The following is a 20,975-nucleotide window of genomic DNA, read 5'->3' on the forward strand; positions in this document are numbered from 1 at the left end:
TTCCTATCTTATGTTATAATGAATGTTATAACAATCGAGAAGACTATATGATGGTCAAATCAAAGGTCACCACCGTTGGCTCTTCTGCCGGGATCATCCTGCCAAAAGAAATTATGGCTCGACTGCATGTTGAAAAAGGCGATACCGTCACGTTTATCGAAACGCCCACCGGGATCGAGATCACAGCATACAATCCTGAGTTTGACGAAGAAATGACACACGCCAGAAAAGTGATGGGCGACTACCGCAATGCCCTGAAAAAGCTTGCCGAATGACTTTCCGGTGGGTGAACCGAAAGGCCGTGCTGGCTATTCACAGCGAGCAACTCGCTCAACATGGTGGCCTGAGCGGTTTGCGGGACGAAGCCCTTTTAGCCTCTGCTTTGGCACGCCCTCAAAACCTGCCAGCCTACGAGCACCCCAGCCCCGGCCAATGCGCCGCAGCCAATGCGTTCGGCATTGTACGCAATCATCCTTTCAACGATGGCAACAAACGGACAGGCTTTATCACAGCCGTCACTTTTCTGCTGTTGAACGGGTTTTATATCAATGCCTCTGAGGCCGATGTGGTGCTGGTGATTATGCAACTGGCCGACGGCAGCCTGACAGAAGAAGCGCTGGCATTATGGTTTGAGAAAGTAATAGCGCAGTCCTCCTGAGTTTGAATGTTTGGTGTGTGGTTGAGTAAAAGACCAAAACTGGTTCAATGCGCCTCGGCCGACCGGGACATGCTTGGATCTTTTGCTTTTTGATAACTAATCATCTTTGATACAATCATTTATTAGCTCGGTCAATTAGTCAATAATTATCCTTCTCAGCCTTTATTCTACAGGTTTTCGTCTTGACTGAAAAGCAGTCCTTAACCTCGGCCCTCGCTCATTTGATTGCTACCTAGTTCTTTGCTTACAATTTTAAACTAAGTATATTCCGAGCTAACTCTATTTTCCCAAGAAATGAAGCTCATAAAAGTATTGGATCAGCTCAATAGCCTGGAGAAGAATTCCTTCATTAAAATCATTGATGGAATAATTGCTGATAAATCTACTCTCAGTAAAGAGGCAAATAAAATCCTGAGTGGCAAAAGTGGTCAGCTTAAAAATGCCGACAATGAAAACATTGCTCAAGTGTTTAGTTTGGTGGAGGAGTCTTTCAAGGCCAAGCTTAGCTATGACCTTAAATATGCAGATGTGAGCACAGACCTAGCTATTGACATTCTTATCAGAGACGGAAATTGCATCATGTCAAGAGACTGGTTTGTGAAGCTTTTTGAAAAGGAGCATGCCGATCTTAGGCGAAATATTAAAGAGTTTAATGTGCTGTTTGAGTCCGAAGAAAACCCCTTAAGGGCGAGAGATTATCGGATTTATAGAGATTGCGTGCACACAGCTTACTACAATGATGAACTAAATAACAGAGCCCCTCAAATTACTGATGACGAAAGAAGTATTTTAATCAGTCTTTCTAAATCGTTAAACCTTTCACACGAAGAGACCAGATTAATTCAGTGTCAGATTATCCCATATGCAGACTATGACATTGAAGAGGTTTTAAAGAATTTGAAGGATTTAGGCATTGTCTTCTATGCGAAAAAAAGCCTTGAAGTGTATATGCCCGACGAGATAGTAAAACTAGTAGGTCATGTTCGAGGAAAGGTTATCGCCGACAAGCACTATAGGCGGGTGCTCCGAAAGCTAAAAGATCCACAACTGAATCAAGTTGCTAGAAGATATAATATCTCTCGAAAGCTCTCCAACGAAGAAAAGATTAAAGAAATCATCAACCAAGGAATAGACTTTAAAGGTATTCTAACCGACGGGATTTATAAGGAGGACTCCACAAAAACTGAAAGGAAGAAGTTCCTGAATGATTTTATAGAGAAGAATTTGGGCCTCGAAACCCCTATTAAAGGGAGTACAATGGAGGATAAGGTGGCGAACCTAATACTATATTTCGACTCACTAGATATGGACAATAGAGTTAGCATTTCTCTTGAAGGATACGACTCGTTGCTAAGCGATCTAGTTCGAGAATTACCCAAAATAAAGGATATCGTAAAGTCTGAGTTTGAGCTTCAAGGTGGTGAGATAATGAATAGTGCGTTTTTGATGGACTATAACATTAAACCAAACGATATACTGGAGTTGATTCCCGACTCAGCATTGAAGGAACTATGTTCCAGACTGAATATCAAAACGAGAGGCGACATGGTGCAAAACATTCTCGACGGGTACAAGGACGTTGAAAACATCCTCATTGAAAATTATGAGCTGATTGCCAATCGTGATTACAATGCGCTTAAAGAAAATGGAATCGTCATAAAAGACGCCGATTTAGGGGTAAAATTCGAGGAGATCACAAAAAAAATATTTAGCAGACTGAGTTTCAACGTAAACGACGATCTAAATAAAAAAATTAGTAACGCTAAGAATAAAATTGACATACTAATTCAACTTTCTGATAGAGAGGTTATACTAGTAGAATGCAAAACAAGCAAGGACAAGGAGTTTTCTAAATTCAGCTCCGTGTCACGTCAAATCAAAGCTTATCAAGATTTGCTTGAAGAAAAGAATTTAAGGGTCGTCAAATCACTTTTGGTTGCCAATGAGTTTACAGATGACTTCATCAACGAATGTGAACTAGATTTCAAGCTCAACCTTTCATTGATAAAAGCCTCTTCACTCCACAGCATATACAGGTGCTTTAAAGAACTCAAGAAGAAAGAGTTTCCCTATAATCTTCTACTTAGGGATGTGCTGATCAATGAGGAGAGGGTGAATAAAGCTCTTTCAAGATAGGTCGCCGTTCTTATGAGTAATAAAAGCAGACCATATTGGCTGATTCGTGGGCCTCACTTCCCCTTCAGCGTCATAATCACCTCGTTCAGCTTGAGCAAAGCCTCTACCGGCGAAATGGTGTTGATGTCGATCTTGCCTAGCAGCTCCCGTACTTTCTCAAACTTGGGGTCGGCTTCGAACAGGGCCAGCTGAAAGTTGGACTTCGGCATGGATTCCAGGATGTCGGCCGTTTCATCCCTGATCTTGTCTTTCTCCAGGTTGTGCATGATCTCGTTGGAGCGGATCACTACAGTGTTGGGCATGCCTGCCATTTGCGCCACGTGGATACCGAAGCTGTGGTGGCTGCCTCCCTCCTGCAGCTTCCTCAGGAAGATCACCCTGTTGTCGAGCTCTTTTACGGACACATTGAAGTTCTTCACCCTGGGCAAGTCGTTGGCCAGCTGGTTTAGCTCGTGGTAGTGCGTGGCAAACAGCGTTTTTGCCTTGAACTTGGGGTGGTTGTGCAAATACTCCACAATCGACCAGGCAATGGAAATACCATCGTAGGTGCTGGTGCCCCGGCCAATTTCGTCCATCAGTATCAGGCTGTCGCCACTCAGGTTGTTGAGGATGCTGGCTGTTTCGGTCATTTCCACCATGAAGGTAGACTCCCCACGGCTCAGGTTGTCAGAAGCACCCACCCTTGTAAAGACTTTGTCGACCAAGCCCACGTGGGCATAAGTAGCTGGCACAAAGCAGCCCATTTGCGCCATGAGCACCACCAGCGCCGTTTGCCTCAGCAGGGCCGACTTACCAGCCATGTTTGGCCCGGTAATTACCATCACCTGCTGCGACTGGTCGTCCAAGTACACATCGTTGGGCACGTAGATTTCCCCCACCGGTAGCTGGCTCTCAATCACCGGGTGGCGGCCCTCTTTGATGTCAATAATCCTGTCGTCGCTAATGACGGGTTTGGCGTAGCGGTTCTTTTTTGAAATAGTGGCGAACGACGCCAGGCAGTCGATGCGGGCCAGCACCCGTGCATTCTGCTGAATGGCCTCCACGTAGTCGCAGGCAAACTGCACCAGCTCAAGGTACAGCCGCTGTTCTATCACCGACATTTTTTCTTCGGCCGTCAAAATTTTGTCTTCGTACTCCTTCAGCTCCGGAGTAATATAGCGCTCTGCATTCACCAGCGTTTGCTTGCGAATCCACTCCACAGGCACCTTGTCTTTGTGCGCATGCGTCACCTCCAGGTAATAGCCAAACACCTTATTAAAAGCGATCTTTAAGGAGCTGATCCCTGTCGCTTCCACTTCTCTTTGCTGAATTTGCAGGAGCACATCCTTTCCATGGAAAGCGATATTCCGCAGCTCGTCCAGTTCCTCATGCACGCCTTCTTTTATCACTTGCCCCTGGGTGATGGAAAGCGGAGGCTCGTCTTTCAGCTCCTTTTCAATCTTCTCAAGCAGCAACTCACAAGGGTTGAGCACATCCCCCAATCTTTTGAGTGAAGGCGATTCCGATTCCAGCAACAGCTCCTTCAGCGGTCCTATGTGCTTCAGGGCTTTCTTTAATTGCATGAACTCCCTGGGATTCACCCGGCCAACAGCCACCTTGGAAATAAGCCTTTCCAGGTCGCCGATGTTCTTTAGTATGTCTCTTGTCTTCTGTTGTAAGTCCTCGTTTTCATACAACTCCTCCACCACCTGCAGCCTCGCCTCTATTTCGCTCTTGTCTTTCAAAGGCAGCACCAGCCACTTTCGCAAAAGCCGGGCTCCCATGGGCGTAAGCGTCTGATCCATCACATGAAACAAAGCCACGCCGTCGGGTTGCTGCGGGTTGATCAGCTCCAGGTTGCGGATGGTGAACTTGTCGAGCCATACAAACTTCTCATCTTCAATCCGGCTGATGGAAGAAATATGGCTGACCTCTCTGTGCTCGGTGTCCTCCAGGTATTGCAGCACAGCGCCGGCAGCCGAAACGGCCAGTGCCAGACCATCGATACCGAAGCCCTTCAGATTTTTGGTTTTGAAATGTTTGGTGAGTTTCTCGAAGGAATAGTCAGGCCCATACACCCATTCGTCGAGCGCAAAGGTGGTGTTGTAGTCTCTGTACTTTTCCTTGAAAACCGCTTTTTGGTTTTTGGGGTAAATCACCTCAGAAGGATCGAATCCCTGCATCAATTTCTCGACCTGCAAGTGTGTGCCCTCTGAGGCCATAAACTCACCGGTAGAGAGGTCAAGAAACGCTACCCCTGCTTTCTCTTTGTCAAAATATAGTGAAGCCAAAAAGTTGTTGCTCCGGCGGTCAAGCACATTGTCGTTGAAAGAAAGCCCGGGCGTTACCAACTCAGTTACTCCCCGCTTCACAATGCCCTTCACCATTTTCGGGTCTTCCAGCTGATCGCAAATGGCCACCCTATGCCCTGCCCTTACCAGCTTGGGAAGGTAGTTATCCAGCGAGTGGTGCGGAAAGCCCGCCAATTCAATATGAGAGGCCGACCCGTTCGCCCTTTTCGTAAGCACAATGTCAAGTATCTGGCTGGCAGTAACGGCATCTTCACGAAAGGTCTCGTAGAAATCGCCCACTCTGAAAAGCAAAAGCGCACCTGGGTATTTCGATTTGATAGCATTATACTGCTTCATCAGCGGGGTTTCCGCCACCTCATTTGTACTTGCTTTTTTAGCCATGTGCTCTTTCCTGAAAAAGTTTACTTTTGCCGATACGCCGGGGACATCTTTTCCCTGAAAAAATACTTCTTCATGAGAAAAATCAGTAACGACGAACTCAATCGGCTGTCAGTAGATGACTTCAAAACTACTAAAAAATTTCCGATAGCCGTGGTGCTTGACAACGTTAGAAGCATGCACAATGTCGGCGCAGCTTTCCGAACTGGCGACGCCTTCGCAGTCGAGAAAATACTGCTTTGTGGCATTACCGGCACGCCCCCTCACAGAGAGATTCACAAGACGGCCCTGGGGTCGACTGACACTGTTGAGTGGAAGTATTTTCCAACCACTGTCGAGGCCATTCTGGCACTCAAAAAAGATGGCTACAAGGTCTTTGTGATTGAGCAAACGGACGAAAAAATCTTTCTTCAAGACTTTCAGCCGGCCCCTGACGAAAAATACGCCTTTGTCTTCGGGCATGAGGTGTTCGGCGTGTCAGATGAGGCAGTAGCATTAGCCGATGCAGCCATAGAAATTCCTCAGTTCGGCACCAAGCACTCGCTCAATATCACTGTTAGCCTTGGCGTAGTTGTTTGGGATGTGGTGAGCAAAATGCTCAAAGCTTAACCCCAATTGAAAAGTAAATACTGCGACCATCGGAGGGGATAATACCAGGTCCCGGGTAACCAGCTGCTCGGCGGGTAAAGTACATATTGTCAGTCAGGTTGTTTACTCCCGATTCAAAATAGAACCTATTCGGCGCATATCGTGCCGAAAAATCGACGACAAAATAGGCAGGAATAACGCCTTCCACCGCAGTGGGAACAGGGGGGTTACTGTCGGCATTGGAAGCGTCGGAAAACTGCCGGGACAGATAGGTATATTGTACCGACAACTGTAGGGGCCCTCCCCGGTAGGTTAGCCCTGTACGGTAGCTCACTTTGGGCACCAGCTCCACCTGGTTACCTTCGATCCCAGGCTCGCCACTTCTCAGGTACTCCGAGTGGATGATCGCCAGGTTATTGAAGAAGGCAAACTGCCATCTGTCCTGATCGGGGGCTATCAGCCTGTCGATATTCAGTTCGACAAGTGATTCAAGTCCGACAATACCAGCATCTGCAATGTTGGTGCGGTAACGAAAAGTTCTGTCAATCAGGTTATTGAATCGTGGGTCGGGTTCAGTGCGCAGTACCGTGCCTATTCTATTATTGTAGCCAAGGTAGAATCCACTTACATCGTAGCTTATCAGGTCGCCCCACACACCTCTGGCTCCCACATCCAGGTTATACCCCGTTTCATCCGTCAGGTTTTCGTCAACTGAGAGCGAGGGGTTATTAACCCTGATATCATTGAAGTTAATTGCCCGGTAATTCTGAGAGAAGTTGCCATAGATTTCTATTTGGCCAGTAGGCTTTATGCTTAGACCAATCCCGCCAAAGAGGAACGTTCTTTCGTTGGTCTTATTCTCATATACGGTAGAATCATAAATCACATTTCCTGCAAGGTCTGTTCTCGTATCCCTGTAATAGCCATCTGCGCCTGTTCGGATGTGCTCAAGGCGCAAGCCCGGCGTCACACTGAATTTTTCCGAGATGGTGAAAATGTTTTCTGCAAATGCGGCTGTATTGAAGCTGGGCAAGTCAAAATCTGAGCCCTCCAGTCGTTCTGGGTTCAGGTACCTGAAATCTGCTTCTTTTCCGGCGGGTCCTGCACCCTGCTTACGCACTGTAAATCCATTGTAAATTCTTCCACCTACGAGTAGCGCTGAATACTGCCTGCCTACTTTATAATTCCAGATCAAGCGGGTTTCGTTACCGAAATTTCGAAAAGAATCGCTTAAAAAGTCCCTGTTTTGCGTCTCATCGTCTGGTCTGTCGATCCGGCCAAGGTTGCCCAGCGCCTCCCGGCCTGCCACGAGCCCGAAAAATCTGGAATTCAACCTCAACGTCGACGTAAACGAATGATTAAGCTGTGCAGACATCAGGTTCCAGTTTACCTTGAACCAATTTCGCTCCCTTTTCGACTGCCTCGGGTCGGCATAAAATTCATTATCAGTACGGCCACCGGGTTGTTGGGCCAGATAGTATAAATGGGTATAATCTGCTTCCAGTGAGGTGCTGGCCGACAGTTGGTAAGCCATCCTTCCGTAGGTGGTGGTTGAATTGAAATCTGAATTGCAGCGCCAGCATTGGCCTGAAGCTGTTCGGTTATAGGCGTAGTAATTCACCTTGCCAACCTGCCCGCCAGCCGACAAAAAGCTGTTGTAAAACCTGAGACTATTATACGTTTGTTCGGTGCTTACGGCCAGTTTTCGATCAACAGGCCCCTTTTTCATGACAAAATTCACCAGTCCACCGAATTGTGTGCCATATTGAAGCGAAGCTGCTCCTCTCACAATCTCTATGCGGTCTACGGCCTGAATAGCTGGCGAATAGTAACTTTCCGGGTAGCCGAGAGCGTCTGCTGCTATATCATATCCATTCTGGCGTGTATTAAAATTCGAGTTCCTGTTCGGACTGAGACCCCTCGTGGCAACCCCTATTTGCAACCCGGCGCAGTCACTTTCCCACACATTGGCGCCGGGAATTCGGCTAAAAACCTGCCTTGCATTATTGGCGGACTTATTTGCCACTATCTCCTCCAGCTGGATCACCTCTGTTTTCTTGGCTTCGTAGATGCTGGTCCCTTCCACACCCCTCAGCGTTTTCATGCTGAACATTTCATCTGATGATCCATCGATCACCAATTCATGCAGTTCTTTCTCGAGCTCTTTCAGGCGAAGCACAATGGGCGATAGCCCCCGATCATCTAATTTATATCTCAGTGTTTCGTAACCATAAAGGTAGGCTGTCAGCTCCCGGGTTCCCGTCGGTAACCCTGACAACGTAAAATAACCATCAGCATCTGAGACGACAAACAGCGACGTGCCCTCAACAAAAATTCTCACACCAGGAAGCGACGACCCGGCCATGTCTTCTATTCGGCCTTGCACTGTCTCCTGTGCCACAACAACAGCTGTAGGGAGTAATGCTATTAACACAATCAGAAGGCATTTTTTCATTCGGCAGGGAGTATCCAGGTCTTTGGGGAAAATGATTCTTGTTGGCGCACCAGGTTAACCGTTGGGTCTATCAAAGGTCGGCTGCGTCTTCCATTGAGACTCACAGCACTCTCCGCCCTTATCTCTGGGTCAATCAATCCCTTCCTTTTAAGTTCTTCAGCCAGGAAATGTGTAAACTGTAGGATCATGTCAGGCTGTGTCGCCATCATCTTTTCTTGCTGAGGCGTCAAATACTCGTACGCAGCCACCTGGCCCTTGCGGCCAGAAGCCTGATCGTGCACGTGGAAGGTGACGGTGCCGGCCTTTTCCATCAGCATTACCCGCCAGCTAAATCTGTAGCCTTCCTCCCGCCAAAACAATGGCCCGGGGTAAAGAACATATCGCATGGGCATGAGAAGCTGCCAGCTAACAAACAATACCAGGGCCATCCGCCAAACGCCTGTCAACTCCTGCGAAGACCTGTCTGGCTGCTGGACGGGCGGTTGTATCGAAAAGAGGTTCTCCAGCTTTCCCAGCACCTTTTCATGAAAATCACCCGAAAAATAAATGAGCGTCAGGCCAACCATGATAAATGGGAACATGCCGATCCCTGGAAATAAAAGGTAGGTCAGCACATGAAAAACCACTACAAAGCCATAAGCAATTGGGCGGGACTTTGCCCACAGGAGAAAGAACACGATAAGCAGATCGTACAGAGCGCCCCCCCAGCTTAGCAAATAGGCCGCCCATGGTTCCTCCAAGATGCTTCCTATAACTGGAAGATTTGACTTGGCTGGTAGCCAGATTTTGAGAGGCTGAGCCTCAAAAAGCCAATCGGAATTGAGCTTGGCCACTCCGGCAAAAAAATATACCACTCCCAATTGAAACTTGAGAAGAAATGGCGCCCAAGAGGGCGTTTGCCTTGAGAAAAGCTTTGGGTTGCGTTGGCTGTCAATTGAAAATCGCCGATGCGCAGGCATAAAAATCAGCAAAAAGCTGACCAGGGAAATCGCATAGTAGTGGTTGAGATAATTTGTTTTATCGATGAGTTCGACATAAGTAAAGGATAAAAAAAAGACGATAGCCGACAATCGATAACGCCAGCCCAATGCAATCGTTACTGCCGAGACGAAGATCAGGGCAAAGACGAAGTACATTCCCATTCCCGGCAGAGGTTTGACCCATTCAAACCCATAAAAAGTAAAAAAATACCTGGGCTCAATATACAGTTCGCTGATCCACCCTTTGGCTGCAAATCTGATGGTACTCAGGGCCATTAAGATGCCGAATAGCATTCTGAATATCACCAGAGGCGCAATCGACTCATGCCGGGAAAGAACTGAATTAGCCCTGAATATCATCGTCTAGTCGCCGTCGTTATCCTGATAAGAAATTACAACGCCTAAAATGGATGCCATATCAGTTTTTAGTAAAACCGAAAGTTTTTGAAGCTGCGCAAAAACTTGCTGGGCTGGTGCCGGATCGATAGAGATGGAAGTGGAAAGAGGATCCTCCAGCGCCTGTAGCAAAGCGATAGATGCGTCAAATTCTACAAGAATTGCTGCTTCAAGCGATAATTCATTGTTATTACTGCTAACGCTGGAGCGAGCTTGCAAATAGTCACTAAATCCCGTTCCCGGCTCACCATTAAGATTCTCCCCGAGAAACAACCTCTTAAAGGCCATTAAATTGGCCACCGCCAATTGTTTCGAATATCCTCCATAATAAGCTTCGGTGGCTTCCGGAATAATAATGCCCAGTGACCTGATTCCTGCGGGAATTCCAATTTTTGCATCACGAGTATTTCGCTCCAAACTTAGGTTCAGTGCATTCACGAGTATTCCCAACGAGCTTCCGGCATCGGCCCCAAGGGCTCCGTCGCTGGTAAATTCCGCCAGATAATTCCCGCCGGATGGATCCCAGGCCGTAAAGACTGCCGCCGCCGATGTGCTAATGGTTTCGGCGACATCCAAAAGATAGGCAGCCCTCTGATCGTCGTTTAGGAAATCGTTGCCAATCTCCTCATCCGACTTTTCGCTTCCATAAAGCAAATACCCCAATGCCGGAAAGCCTTTCGCTGCACTGTTACTCAACAGCCTGAGGTCATAACTACCGCTAAGGATATTCGATTCAATCCTGTTTTTGTCCGATGGAAATATGTTTAGGTCCGCTACCAGGCCCAGCTGCTCTGCGGGACCAAACTGGTAGGGAGCACAGTATTGGAACGCCATTCTTGCCTCCAACAATGCATCCCTGGCAGCTTCCAGGTTTGATGGGTTAGGAGTTGCCACAAATGCCTGCAAGCTGGCATAAAGTTCGTCAGACCTATCTTTCAATTCAGCATAAGCCGGGACAATCAAGTTCGTCCCAATATTTACTAAAAAGCTTTTCTGATCGAAGTTATCATCAACCCTTGGATCGTCATCCTCTCCACACGACCAGATAAACAGGCCCAGCGCTGTTAGCAGACTCCATGTAACTAATTTCTGCATTTTTATAATTGATCTTTCACTGGCTCCAATTCCTCGTAAACGAGTACGAGTGTATTTTTTGCTTGATTGAGTCCTGCAATAGTCACGGTCCAAAAATCACCATCAGTTCCAAGGTCTTCGGATAGGATTTTTTCGACCTGCGCCTGGGATATCCTTTTATAGGGACTGTACTGCAATGCCTTTACAAATGGATAGCCTTCGGAAAGGTGGTGAAACGCATTGCCAGTATCGCCATTATTGAAGTCGCTGATCGCCTCGTTGATATAATGCAATGCGCTGGCGGCAGCCACCAATTCATGGCCAGCATACAAAACAGCCCTCTGTGCGTCACGCACCTGGTAGTCTTTGTTAACTATCGCTGTTCGTCCGGTCAGGTAAGCATCCATGAGCAACTTGTTGGTGCCCAGGAAAGGATTCGCCTTGTGGGTATACTCAGCCCAAAATCGGTCTTCGTCGTCTTCAAGCACCACGTCTCCCTGAGGAAAATCGAGTGGAACACCAAAGTATCCGAAGGCCTCGTCCCAATGGTGCTCCATGGCAGTATAGTTTGTCCCTTCAACCACATTGGTGTTATCAACGCCGTCTCCCACCCGTCCGTCGGTGAGGTACACATTGTATATCTGATGATAAAAACAGGAACCCATCAATCCCTTTTCGACAAACTGAGAAAACTCCCAGCCTTTTTCATTTACTAATATATACCCTGATCCTCTTGGCAGTTTTCCGGGTATTCCCTGTGCCGCCAGCGTACCATTATCGGCTACGTCAGTACTTACTTCCGCCACCTTTGCGAACATGTCTTTCAAAACACCAACCTCTGAAATCAATGTTTTATCCTCCAATTTCCTTGTCGAACTATTGAGTGCCTCATCGTCAAAAGGAGCGTTCAGATTTTGAAACATATCCATGATGCGTTCACCGCTGATCTTGTCGCCGTTATTTGCTGAAGCGATGTACGTCTTTATCTCAGCTAACATGTTTAACCTATCAGTCTGCCCGCTAAAGTCTACCGTACTCAGCCCATTCCTCTCAAATGCATACGATGCAGGCACCTCAGCAGATGGCGCCCCGGCATCGTCGTCGTTGCCGCAGGCAGAAAACAATACAATTAATGTCAGCGGCAACAACACCCTAAATCTTTCGTGCAATCTCATTGTTTCAAATTATTTAGATTAATTATAAACAATGGCAAAATTATCTTTATTTAGATTTAATACAAATAAAGGCGCTGGAAAAAATGAGGGATAATTGTTGGGCAGGAAGGGCCGTTAATATGTAATCTCTACTCTTAACGCCGGAGCCATTTCTTCCTTGAGCAGATACGACAAAACCTTCAATTGATTGTTGAGCTTTTGCACGGCTGGCAAGTTGTTCTCTATTTGATCTGAGAGGGGATCGGCCATTAACTTTACAGTGGATAAAACCGAGTCGAGGCTTGTAGCCAGCGCCTCCGACAACTGCTGGTCTGTGCCAGAAAGTCTGGCGCCTTTGATGTTAAGGTATTCATCAAAGCCCAACCCATCTACTCCACTTCTTGAAGTGCCGGTAAAAATCAATTGATATGCTTGGATGCTTGCTTGGAGCAGCTCAAGAGAATAGCCACCATAGTGGGCTTCTGTTGCTTCAGGGGCAACCAGCCCACCGCTATAGTCGCCTATTGGAATACCAACTTTGGCCTTGGTTACTACCAGTTCAAGGCTTTTGGCAAGGCCATTGACCAGGTCTGAAACAGAACTTCCTTCTTTCACTCCCAGGGCGTCGTCATCAGTAAAAAAGACGTAATAAACACCCCCTATGGCCGGGTCCCAGGAGCGATAAACTAAATTTGACGACAGCGAAACCTGGCCGGCAACTCCCAGCAGATAGCCATTCAAAACAGTCCTCTTTTGGATGGTAGCAAGCAGCTTTTCATCAGTGATCAATTTGTTGTTGAGAAGATAGTCCAAAGCAGCAAAGCCTTTGGCATGGCTGTTTTCGGGTAGGTCCAGGTCAATGCTGGTGCTTTTCAGGTTCGCTTCGATTTGTGCCGTGTCGGCCGGAAACGAATTCACGTCAGCATTCAGGCCACGGAGTTCTGAGGGGCCGAATTCAAACGGCAGGCAATACTGCCATGACAACCAGGCATCTTTCAGGCTTTGCCTTGCCACAAGCAAGTTGTTCTTGCTGGGCTGTTCGATTAAGCGAGCCAGGGCCGTGTCGAGGGCCATGCTCTTTTCAGTCAGGTCTTTGTAAGACGGAATGATCAAATTCTTCCCAATATTTTCCACAAAGCCCTTCTGATCAAAAAATCTCACCAGTGATGGATCAGGCCCCTTTTCAAAGCACGAAACACAGGAGATCAAAAAAACCGCTCCCAAAAAATAGACCCTTATTTTACTCTTCATTGACTGCTCATTATATTCTGTTGACTCCATTCCGGGAGAGAACGTTGCAAGTTATTTTACTCTTGCCAAAAATCTATTCGCAAAGCGCAAAAACCTGAAAGCGATTCTCTTTGCATCTCCTGCCACATATAATAGAGTAGCCGTAAGAAAATAGGTGTCAATTCGGCTTGGTTTTTACTAATTTAGCCGTGAGAATTAACTAACAGTACAATGAGTATAAGAATAGAGAAGGATACAATGGGCCCGGTGGAGGTGCCCGCTGAAAAATATTGGGGCGCTCAGACACAACGATCAAGAGACAATTTCAAAATCGGTGGAGACAGCGCCCGTATGCCTATTGAAATAATCAGGGCGTTTGCGGTGCTCAAAAAAGCTGCTGCCCAGGCCAACAATGAACTTGGCGTATTGCCAAAAGACAAGCTCGACCTCATTTCCAAGGCTTGCGACGAGGTGCTGGAAGGAAAATTAGATGATCAGTTTCCGCTGGTGATCTGGCAAACCGGCTCAGGCACCCAGTCGAACATGAATGTGAATGAAGTGGTGGCCAACAGGGCCCACGTTATAAACGGCGGCAAGCTGCTCGACGAAAAGAAAATCATCCACCCCAACGATGACGTTAACAAGTCGCAGTCGTCCAACGACACCTTCCCCACCGCCATGCACATTGCCGGCTACAAAATGGTGGTTGAGGTCACGATTCCCAAAGTTCAGAAGCTTCGTGATACTCTCGCTGCCAAGGCTGCCACCTTTAAAGATGTGGTAAAAATTGGCCGGACGCATTTTATGGATGCTACCCCGCTTACGCTGGGTCAGGAGTTTTCGGGTTATGTATCGCAGCTGGACCACGCACTCAAGGCACTGAAAAACACCCTTCCTCATTTGTCGGAGCTGGCACTAGGGGGCACCGCTGTAGGTACGGGCCTCAACACACCAAAAGGATATGACGTGCTGGTGGCGAAAAAAATCGCTGCTATATCAGGCCATCCTTTTGTTACAGCCGAAAATAAGTTTGAGTCACTGGCTGCTCACGATGCTATCGTTGAATCGTCGGGCGCACTCAAGCAGCTGGCCGTGAGCCTGATGAAAATTGCCAACGACATCCGGATGCTTTCCTCAGGCCCCCGCAGTGGTATCGGGGAAATCCTCATACCTGAAAACGAACCTGGTTCGTCCATCATGCCTGGCAAAGTGAATCCTACTCAGTGTGAAGCACTGACGATGGTATGTGCTCAAGCCATTGGTAATGACGCAGCCATCACCGTGGGAGGCATGAACGGCCATTTTGAACTGAATGTATTCAAGCCGGTTATGATTGCGAACTTTCTTCAATCAGCCCGCCTTTTAGGCGACGCCTGCGAGTCTTTCAACGACCATTGCGCCATTGGCATCGAGCCTAATCATCCTGAAATAAAAGACAAGCTGGAAAAGTCATTAATGCTCGTAACAGCGCTGAATACGCATATTGGATATGAAAATGCAGCTAAAATCGCCAAGAAGGCGCACAAGGAAGGAACCACCCTCCGGCAAGCCGCTATTGAGCTAGGACTTCTTACCAATGAACAATTCGATGAGTGGGTAGTGCCTAAAAATATGGTTGGCAGCTTGAAATAGTGCAAATTGAAATTTGACATTATCAAACATATTTTTGTACATTGCTAACGAGTTATATTAAAATTTCAATTTAAGATGAAAAAACTCTTCAAATTTTTACCAATTATCTTTGGTCTTGCTGTAGCCCTGCCTACTCAGGCACAGATGTCGAAGAAAGAAAAAAAGGAATGGAAGAAAAGGACTAAGTCCCTGGAGCCAGAACAATATAAAACCCTATTAGAGGAAAACCAGTCGCTGAAGAGCCAGGTAAGTACATTAAAGAATCAAACAGCTGACTTTGACAGCAAACTGGCCGACAAAGATTCGCAGATTAGCGAGTATCAGGAAACGATCAGCTCTCTTCGCTCCGACTTGTCAGCAACCAGAAAGCAACTTCAGGATGCTAATGCTGCACCTGCAAAGCCAGCTGGTATTAACGCCAATGTTGGTGTTGTCTTCAAAGTGCAGGTGGGTGCCTTCAAAAACAAGGATCTCACCAAGTTTGCCAAAGACAATGAGAACTTCAGTGCGGAAACAGATGGCGACGTGAACAAGTACACACTGGGCGTTTTCAAAGACTACTATGAAGCTGATGCTTTCAAAAAGTATCTCAGGGAAATGGGCGTGAAGGATGCCTGGATTGTCTCTTTCAAAGATGGACAAAGAGTGCCTATCAAAGATGTGCTGGAAGGCATTATATAAAAAATTCTACTTAACTAAAAAGGCGGCTACAAGGTCGCCTTTTTTGTTTTGGCCTGGCGCAAGGAGTTGAGCTACCTTTTGAGGATTATTTAGCTTATCTTTGTGGTCTTTTTGAAAGGCAGGCCCTATTGCCGGGCCGATACTGATTACTGAGAGATTCTGATTTATATGATTCAATACAAGACCGCAGAGGAAATTGAGCTAATGAGAATAAGTGCCCAGCTGGTTTCACGCACACTGGGTATGCTGGCAAAAGAAGTACAACCGGGTGTCACGCCTCTGCATCTCGACAAACTTGCTGAAGAATTTATAAGAGATCATGGCGCTATTCCGGGATTTCTTGGACTATACGATTTTCCCAACTCCTTGTGTATGTCGCTCAACGAGCAGGTTGTGCACGGCATTCCTTCGGGCAAGCCGCTTGCAGAGGGCGATATCATCTCAATTGACTGCGGGGTACTAAAAAATGGCTACTACGGAGACCAGGCCTATACTTTTATGGTGGGAGAGGTGTCAGACGAGATTAAAAAGCTTCTTAGGGTGACCAAAGAATGTCTCACATTGGGCATTGAGCAGGCCACCTCCTCCAACAGGATTGGTGACATTAGTTTTGCTATTCAAGCGCATGCCGAAGCCAATGGTTATGGCGTGGTGAGAGAGCTTGTAGGGCATGGCCTGGGCAAGAAAATGCATGAGTCTCCCGAAGTACCCAATTACGGAAGAAGAGGGAGTGGTCCAAAAATCAAAGAAGGTCTCGTAATAGCCATCGAACCCATGATCAACATGGGCACAAGAAGGGTGAAGCAGCTCCGGGACGGCTGGACGATTATCACTGCCGACAACAGGCCTTCGGCCCATTACGAACATGATGTAGCCATTGTTGACGGCAAACCAGATGTCCTTACCACCTTCGATTTCGTGGAAGAAGCGCTCGGCGTACTCCAGAGCAACTAGTATCTACTACCAAAGCCCCGGGGGCACAATCTCAATCACATGCCCGTCGGGGTCTTCAAAGTAGAAAGAGTAAATTCCTTCTTTCCACTTCTGCTCGTGCGTTATTTCGACACCCTTTTTTAGCAGTGCAGCCTTCCACCTGTCATACGTCGGCGCTGGCACTTCAAATGCTATGTGTTGCTTGCCCTCCGCATAATGTGGCGGCAGCACCTTTTCATTGCGTGTGGCCGATGCATCGAAACATAGCAACACTGTGTCACCGACCTCAAAAAAAACATGACGACCGGGCACCATTGCAATGACCGGCAGGCTCAGGCATTCGTGGTAGAACTTCCGGGTAGCCTCAAGGTCAGACACATAAAGACATGTTTCTTTTATCCTTGTTATCTTCATTTACATCTATCTCTTGAAAAAACTCGCTAAAGAGTTTACGTTCAATAAGTTTAGTCTGTTCGCCGTTTCCCCATTTCACGGAAATTTCGTACATTCCATTATACTTTCTTCCCTGGTAAACCGAGCCCTGTTCATATCCGTTTAAACCAACAAATGGTTTTGGCGCCTTAACGCACTCAAATCTAATTTTAAATTTATCAGTCAACACCGTGCTATTTATTTGGGGGGCAAATATAGGCTTATCTCCAGTTTTGCTGTTACATTTCTTACAATAATTGTTAACATTTATTTTTTGTACTTTTCCAATATGCTGTTTCTCTATTCCATGTGTTCAGGTCATCCGATAGTTGGCAGAAAACCGTGTTGGGATATCCGTTCTCCCGTTTACCAAACCCTCTGTAAATTAATTCTTAGCATAAAACCCTTGAATCCGTTATAATTTATTTAATTTAATCTCTAGAAGGGTTTATCCCAGGGCTATTTTGCTGCTTTGGGGTAAAATTCGACACTTGAATCAGTATACTCTATTGTTTTCACAAATTGTACTCTTTACGTATTAGCACATTATAATGGAAGAACTAGTTAAGCTCATTGAAATTGCAAAAAAGAAAGGTCAGCGAAGCATACAGCTCGTTAACCAGAATTTTCGAAAGAAGGAAATCTCAAAAGACAATCAACTTTATGAGGGGATTATAACAGGAGAGTTTCTCAACGATGATGATGCAGCCACAAAAATGTTTGACACTGATCCTGGCAACCGAAATTACAGAAACGCCAAGACAAAGTTAAAACAGCGGCTTCTCAATCATCTTTACTTTCTGGATTACGACAAGGACATCTACACGTTGCACAACAAGATGTCCTACGAATGTCTTCATACGCTGCATCAAACGAAGATTCTTTTCATGGAAGGATCCTCAGAAATTGGCATTCGGCTTATCCCCCAATTAATAAGGGCTACAACCGAATTTGAATTCCACGAGATAAAAATCGAGGCGCTCATTATTCTGAGGAACGAATATGCGCACATGGGAAAACTGACTCCCTACCTTGAAACTCAGGCCGAAATTGATGTGGTTACGAACGCCCTCAAAATAACCCGGCAGTGCGAGGAGCTCTACTTTAGCACCCTGGTTAACATTAATAAGTCGGTAAGTGCTCAGCAGCGGGTTATTGATGCTATTCCGAAAACTATCAAGCAAATAGATGAGGCCGCCAAGCAGCTCAAAAGCAATCGATTGGACGTGCTGTCGTACAAGCTAAAGTTACTTTACAACCAGCTTACCTGGAAGTTCAAAGAGAACCTCACCATTTGTACCGAGATAGAGAAAAAGTACCTCAACAAGCACAACCATGAGGTGGAGGTCGATTTGAGCAAAAATCAAATTTCTCTGATCAAAATCTATTGCTACTACAATACAGGCGATGTCGAGAACGGAAAGGCGTATGCCACCAAGGCGCTTAGCCTCTTCAAAAACGGCAGCCCTGAGTGGTTTGACTTCATGGAGTACTACTTCCTGCTTCTAATGAAAGGGGAGATGTACAAAGACGCCGGAAAAGCTTTCAGAGCCATCAGAACCAACAAGAACTACGTGCATCTTGACGAGGTGGACAAAGATCGCTGGTTGATCTACAGAGCCTTCCTTGTTTTCGTAAACGACGAAAAGCTACTCAAATGGGGCTTTGACCTTGAGGAGTTCCTGACCAAGGTGCCTGACTACTCTAAGGACATGAATAACTACGCCGTGGGCACATTGGTTATTCAATTCCTATATCTGTTGAGAGATGCGGAAGTGATCAAGCTCAAAGCAGTGCTACAGGAGCTTGAGAAATACAATTCCGAGCATTTGGACAAGAGAACAAACTACCGGAACAGCATCTTCATCAGGCTGATCTCTATGGTAACTGAAAATGAGTTTAGTCACGACGCCATCAAAGACCGGGGCAAGGTATACTTCTCGAAACTGAAGAGAACAAAAATCCCTTGTGAGATCAAGGTAGACCTGGAGGTGATTCCTTATGAAATCCTTTGGAGTTATATCCTAAAGATTTTGTCGAGCAATAAGTTTTATGTTCACTATCGTTTCTACGACATCCACTTTAAGCAGATGGCCGAACAGGCGAAGTAAGTGATATTGAAGGTCGACATCTCTTATATTTTGTAGTACATTTGACGATATGAGAGGAAATGATGTGCTTCTGAAATTTCTCATTTGGAGGCTCAGAAACATCAGCGATAAGAACTTCATTCTGATCCTGGCGGGGATTGTCGGGGCCATTGCAGGGATTGCTGCTGTGGTGTTGAAGAGCAGCGTCCACTTCATTCAACGAATGCTGGAGAGAAATTTTTATCTGTATGATATCAATTTCTCCTATCTGGTGTATCCGTTGATTGGAATTGTGATCACGCTGATCATTTCCAAATACGTCCTTAAAGAGAAGCTCGGCCACGGTATCACCCACGTCCTCTACTCGATATCCAAAAATTCGAGTATCATCAAGAGGTCGAAAATGTACTCCCGCATGATCACCAGCGCCATTACTGTTGGCTTTGGTGGTTCTGTGGGGCTGGAGGCCCCTATAGTGGTCACAGGGTCAGCTATCGGCTCCAATATTGCCCAGCTTGTCCATCTCAACTACAAAAAGAGGACGCTTTTAATAGGCTGCGGAACAGCTGGTGCCATCTCGGCTATATTCAACTCGCCTGTTGCTGGTGTTATATTCGCCATCGAGGTAATCCTGGCCGATGTTACCATTTCGCTGTTCATTCCAATTTTGATTGCCTCAGTAACTGGCTCTCTTGTATCAAAAACGTTGTTGGGAAACGACATTCTTTTCTCATTCCAGCTAAAAGACTCCTTTACGGCGGCCGATACCCCCTACTACATTTTGCTTGGTGTCGCATGCGGTTTAGTCTCCTTATACTTTACCCGGCTCACCTATTTTGTTGAGGGAAAGTTGTCCAGCATCAACAATGACTTTAACAGGGCCCTGATGGGTGGTGCCGCCCTTGCGCTTATCATTCTGATTCTTCCGCCAATTTATGGTGAGGGCTATGAAACTATCAAGTCGCTTCTCAATGGCAACGAAGATGAAGTGCTGCAAAGGAGCTTATTTTATGGCCTCAGAGAGAACGGGCTTATCATTATCTTCTTCTTGTTTGCCGTCATGCTCCTTAAGCCAATCGCATCAGCCACCACCATTGGAGCTGGCGGCAGCGGCGGTATCTTCGCTCCTTCCCTCTTCCTGGGTGGCGTTACCGGCTACTTTTACGCCCGCACCATTACGCAGGTATTTCCATTTACCAACCTCAGTCTGAGCAATTTTACGCTGGTGGGCATGTGTGGCGTTATGAGCGGCGTGTTGCATGCTCCGCTTACGGCCATCTTCCTTATCGCCGAAATCACAAGCGGCTACACATTGTTCGTTCCATTGATGCTGGTCTCCGCTATATCGTATAGCACTATCTCCTACTTCGAAAAGTATTCTATTTACACCAAGCACCTTGTGGAGAAGGGAGACCTGATACCCAACGACAAGGACAGGCTGGTGCTTAGCCAGATACTGCTTGAGAAAATAGTGGAAACTGACCTTTTAACCATTCACCCAAATGCCACACTGGATGACCTGGTGAAGTTGGTCAGGAAGTCGAGGCGCAATATTTTCCCCGTTGTGAATGACCTGGGTGAGCTGGAAGGAATCATCACTTTGGACGATGTGCGAGAGATCATGTTCAACGAAGAGGCCCGAAAAAGCATTATTGTGAGAACCTGGATGACAGCGCCTCCGGCATTTGTCTCTTCCAACGAAAAAATGCAAAGCGTGATGAACAAGTTCGAAATTTCGCAGGCCTGGAACCTTCCGGTTATCGACAACGGGAAGTACATCGGCTTCGTCTCTAAATCCAGCATTTTCAGCGCTTACCGCAGCAAACTCATCCGTCAAAACCAGGAAGAGTAACCACATTTGTGGAAA

General features: G+C 46.6%; 16 protein-coding genes. 9 read left to right on the forward strand and 7 right to left on the reverse strand.

What is annotated here, in order from left to right; genetic code table 11:
* Window positions 1-47 precede the first annotated feature (47 nt).
* The 3 genes from ACMVP2_RS09875 to ACMVP2_RS09885 all read left to right on the forward strand — a co-directional run bounded on the left by ACMVP2_RS09875 (window position 48) and on the right by ACMVP2_RS09885 (window position 2,794).
* Entirely contained in the window at window positions 48-275 is a 228-nt protein-coding gene (locus ACMVP2_RS09875; protein ID WP_201568600.1) for an AbrB/MazE/SpoVT family DNA-binding domain-containing protein, read from the forward strand.
* Complete coding sequence (locus tag ACMVP2_RS09880; RefSeq protein ID WP_416867578.1) at window positions 272-658, forward strand: type II toxin-antitoxin system death-on-curing family toxin; 387 nt, start codon at window positions 272-274, stop codon at window positions 656-658. Before ACMVP2_RS09875 ends, ACMVP2_RS09880 begins: the two co-directional genes overlap by 4 nt.
* A 294-nt stretch (window positions 659-952) precedes the next feature.
* A complete protein-coding gene (locus tag ACMVP2_RS09885) occupies window positions 953-2,794 on the forward strand; it encodes a hypothetical protein (RefSeq protein WP_416867579.1) in 1,842 nt (613 codons plus the stop codon).
* A gap of 53 nt (window positions 2,795-2,847) precedes the next feature.
* Here the strand turns inward: ACMVP2_RS09885 and mutS are convergent, their stop codons facing one another.
* Complete coding sequence (gene mutS, locus ACMVP2_RS09890) at window positions 2,848-5,466, reverse strand: DNA mismatch repair protein MutS (protein ID WP_416867580.1); 2,619 nt, start codon at window positions 5,464-5,466, stop codon at window positions 2,848-2,850.
* Between the two features lie 72 nt (window positions 5,467-5,538).
* Here mutS and ACMVP2_RS09895 point away from each other — a divergent pair, with 72 nt between their 5' ends.
* Entirely contained in the window at window positions 5,539-6,072 is a 534-nt protein-coding gene (locus ACMVP2_RS09895) for an RNA methyltransferase (RefSeq protein ID WP_416867581.1), read from the forward strand.
* Here the strand turns inward: ACMVP2_RS09895 and ACMVP2_RS09900 are convergent.
* The 5 genes from ACMVP2_RS09900 to ACMVP2_RS09920 form a co-directional block, all read right to left on the reverse strand.
* Window positions 6,062-8,506: a TonB-dependent receptor domain-containing protein gene (locus ACMVP2_RS09900; RefSeq protein ID WP_416867582.1), complete on the reverse strand. Its 2,445-nt coding sequence runs from the start codon at window positions 8,504-8,506 to the stop codon at window positions 6,062-6,064. The genes ACMVP2_RS09895 and ACMVP2_RS09900 overlap by 11 nt on opposite strands.
* Complete coding sequence (locus tag ACMVP2_RS09905) at window positions 8,503-9,846, reverse strand: HTTM domain-containing protein (protein WP_416867583.1); 1,344 nt, start codon at window positions 9,844-9,846, stop codon at window positions 8,503-8,505. Before ACMVP2_RS09905 ends, ACMVP2_RS09900 begins: the two co-directional genes overlap by 4 nt.
* 3 nt (window positions 9,847-9,849) lie before the next feature.
* Window positions 9,850-10,977 carry an imelysin family protein gene (locus ACMVP2_RS09910; protein ID WP_416867584.1) on the reverse strand — a complete coding sequence of 376 codons (1,128 nt, stop codon included), beginning with the start codon at window positions 10,975-10,977 and terminating at the stop codon, window positions 9,850-9,852.
* A gap of 2 nt (window positions 10,978-10,979) precedes the next feature.
* Entirely contained in the window at window positions 10,980-12,131 is a 1,152-nt protein-coding gene (locus tag ACMVP2_RS09915; protein ID WP_416867585.1) for a DUF4856 domain-containing protein, read from the reverse strand.
* A 114-nt stretch (window positions 12,132-12,245) separates the two neighbouring features.
* Window positions 12,246-13,361, reverse strand: a complete 1,116-nt coding sequence (locus ACMVP2_RS09920) for an imelysin family protein (RefSeq protein ID WP_416867586.1) — start codon at window positions 13,359-13,361, stop codon at window positions 12,246-12,248.
* A gap of 210 nt (window positions 13,362-13,571) precedes the next feature.
* On the opposite strand from ACMVP2_RS09920, the gene fumC reads away from it, so the two are divergent.
* The 3 genes from fumC to map all read left to right on the forward strand — a co-directional run bounded on the left by fumC (window position 13,572) and on the right by map (window position 16,607).
* Window positions 13,572-14,972 (forward strand): class II fumarate hydratase, encoded by a 1,401-nt coding sequence (fumC, locus tag ACMVP2_RS09925; protein ID WP_339785541.1) that lies wholly within the window; start codon window positions 13,572-13,574, stop codon window positions 14,970-14,972.
* Between the two features lie 75 nt (window positions 14,973-15,047).
* Window positions 15,048-15,653 (forward strand): Ezrin/radixin/moesin family protein, encoded by a 606-nt coding sequence (locus ACMVP2_RS09930; RefSeq protein ID WP_317488756.1) that lies wholly within the window; start codon window positions 15,048-15,050, stop codon window positions 15,651-15,653.
* A gap of 168 nt (window positions 15,654-15,821) precedes the next feature.
* On the forward strand, window positions 15,822-16,607 hold the full coding sequence (map, locus tag ACMVP2_RS09935; protein WP_339785544.1) for a type I methionyl aminopeptidase: 786 nt from the start codon (window positions 15,822-15,824) through the stop codon (window positions 16,605-16,607).
* A gap of 6 nt (window positions 16,608-16,613) precedes the next feature.
* On the opposite strand, the gene ACMVP2_RS09940 is transcribed toward map, so the two are convergent.
* Window positions 16,614-17,000, reverse strand: coding sequence for a VOC family protein (locus ACMVP2_RS09940; RefSeq protein WP_416867587.1), 387 nt, complete (start codon window positions 16,998-17,000; stop codon window positions 16,614-16,616).
* A 569-nt stretch (window positions 17,001-17,569) separates the two neighbouring features.
* Between ACMVP2_RS09940 and ACMVP2_RS09945 the strand changes: the two genes are divergently transcribed.
* Both ACMVP2_RS09945 and ACMVP2_RS09950 read left to right on the forward strand, forming a co-directional pair.
* A complete protein-coding gene (locus ACMVP2_RS09945) occupies window positions 17,570-19,129 on the forward strand; it encodes a hypothetical protein (protein ID WP_339785550.1) in 1,560 nt (519 codons plus the stop codon).
* Between the two features lie 49 nt (window positions 19,130-19,178).
* Window positions 19,179-20,960: a chloride channel protein gene (locus tag ACMVP2_RS09950; protein WP_339785553.1), complete on the forward strand. Its 1,782-nt coding sequence runs from the start codon at window positions 19,179-19,181 to the stop codon at window positions 20,958-20,960.
* The last annotated feature ends 15 nt before the right edge of the window (window positions 20,961-20,975 follow it).

The organism is Imperialibacter sp., assembly GCF_048007035.1.
Lineage (GTDB): Bacteria > Bacteroidota > Bacteroidia > Cytophagales > Cyclobacteriaceae > Imperialibacter.

Bases quoted from the DNA above. Each gene is read 5' to 3' on its own strand.
- ACMVP2_RS09875 (WP_201568600.1), top strand. From the start codon at position 48: ATGATGGTCAAATCAAAGGTCACCACCGTTGGCTCTTCTGCCGGGATC.
- ACMVP2_RS09880 (WP_416867578.1), top strand. From the start codon at position 272: ATGACTTTCCGGTGGGTGAACCGAAAGGCCGTGCTGGCTATTCACAGC.
- ACMVP2_RS09885 (WP_416867579.1), top strand. From the start codon at position 953: ATGAAGCTCATAAAAGTATTGGATCAGCTCAATAGCCTGGAGAAGAAT.
- mutS (WP_416867580.1), bottom strand. From the start codon at position 5,466: ATGGCTAAAAAAGCAAGTACAAATGAGGTGGCGGAAACCCCGCTGATG.
- ACMVP2_RS09895 (WP_416867581.1), top strand. From the start codon at position 5,539: ATGAGAAAAATCAGTAACGACGAACTCAATCGGCTGTCAGTAGATGAC.
- ACMVP2_RS09900 (WP_416867582.1), bottom strand. From the start codon at position 8,506: ATGAAAAAATGCCTTCTGATTGTGTTAATAGCATTACTCCCTACAGCT.
- ACMVP2_RS09905 (WP_416867583.1), bottom strand. From the start codon at position 9,846: ATGATATTCAGGGCTAATTCAGTTCTTTCCCGGCATGAGTCGATTGCG.
- ACMVP2_RS09910 (WP_416867584.1), bottom strand. From the start codon at position 10,977: ATGCAGAAATTAGTTACATGGAGTCTGCTAACAGCGCTGGGCCTGTTT.
- ACMVP2_RS09915 (WP_416867585.1), bottom strand. From the start codon at position 12,131: ATGAGATTGCACGAAAGATTTAGGGTGTTGTTGCCGCTGACATTAATT.
- ACMVP2_RS09920 (WP_416867586.1), bottom strand. From the start codon at position 13,361: ATGAAGAGTAAAATAAGGGTCTATTTTTTGGGAGCGGTTTTTTTGATC.
- fumC (WP_339785541.1), top strand. From the start codon at position 13,572: ATGAGTATAAGAATAGAGAAGGATACAATGGGCCCGGTGGAGGTGCCC.
- ACMVP2_RS09930 (WP_317488756.1), top strand. From the start codon at position 15,048: ATGAAAAAACTCTTCAAATTTTTACCAATTATCTTTGGTCTTGCTGTA.
- map (WP_339785544.1), top strand. From the start codon at position 15,822: ATGATTCAATACAAGACCGCAGAGGAAATTGAGCTAATGAGAATAAGT.
- ACMVP2_RS09940 (WP_416867587.1), bottom strand. From the start codon at position 17,000: ATGAAGATAACAAGGATAAAAGAAACATGTCTTTATGTGTCTGACCTT.
- ACMVP2_RS09945 (WP_339785550.1), top strand. From the start codon at position 17,570: ATGGAAGAACTAGTTAAGCTCATTGAAATTGCAAAAAAGAAAGGTCAG.
- ACMVP2_RS09950 (WP_339785553.1), top strand. From the start codon at position 19,179: ATGAGAGGAAATGATGTGCTTCTGAAATTTCTCATTTGGAGGCTCAGA.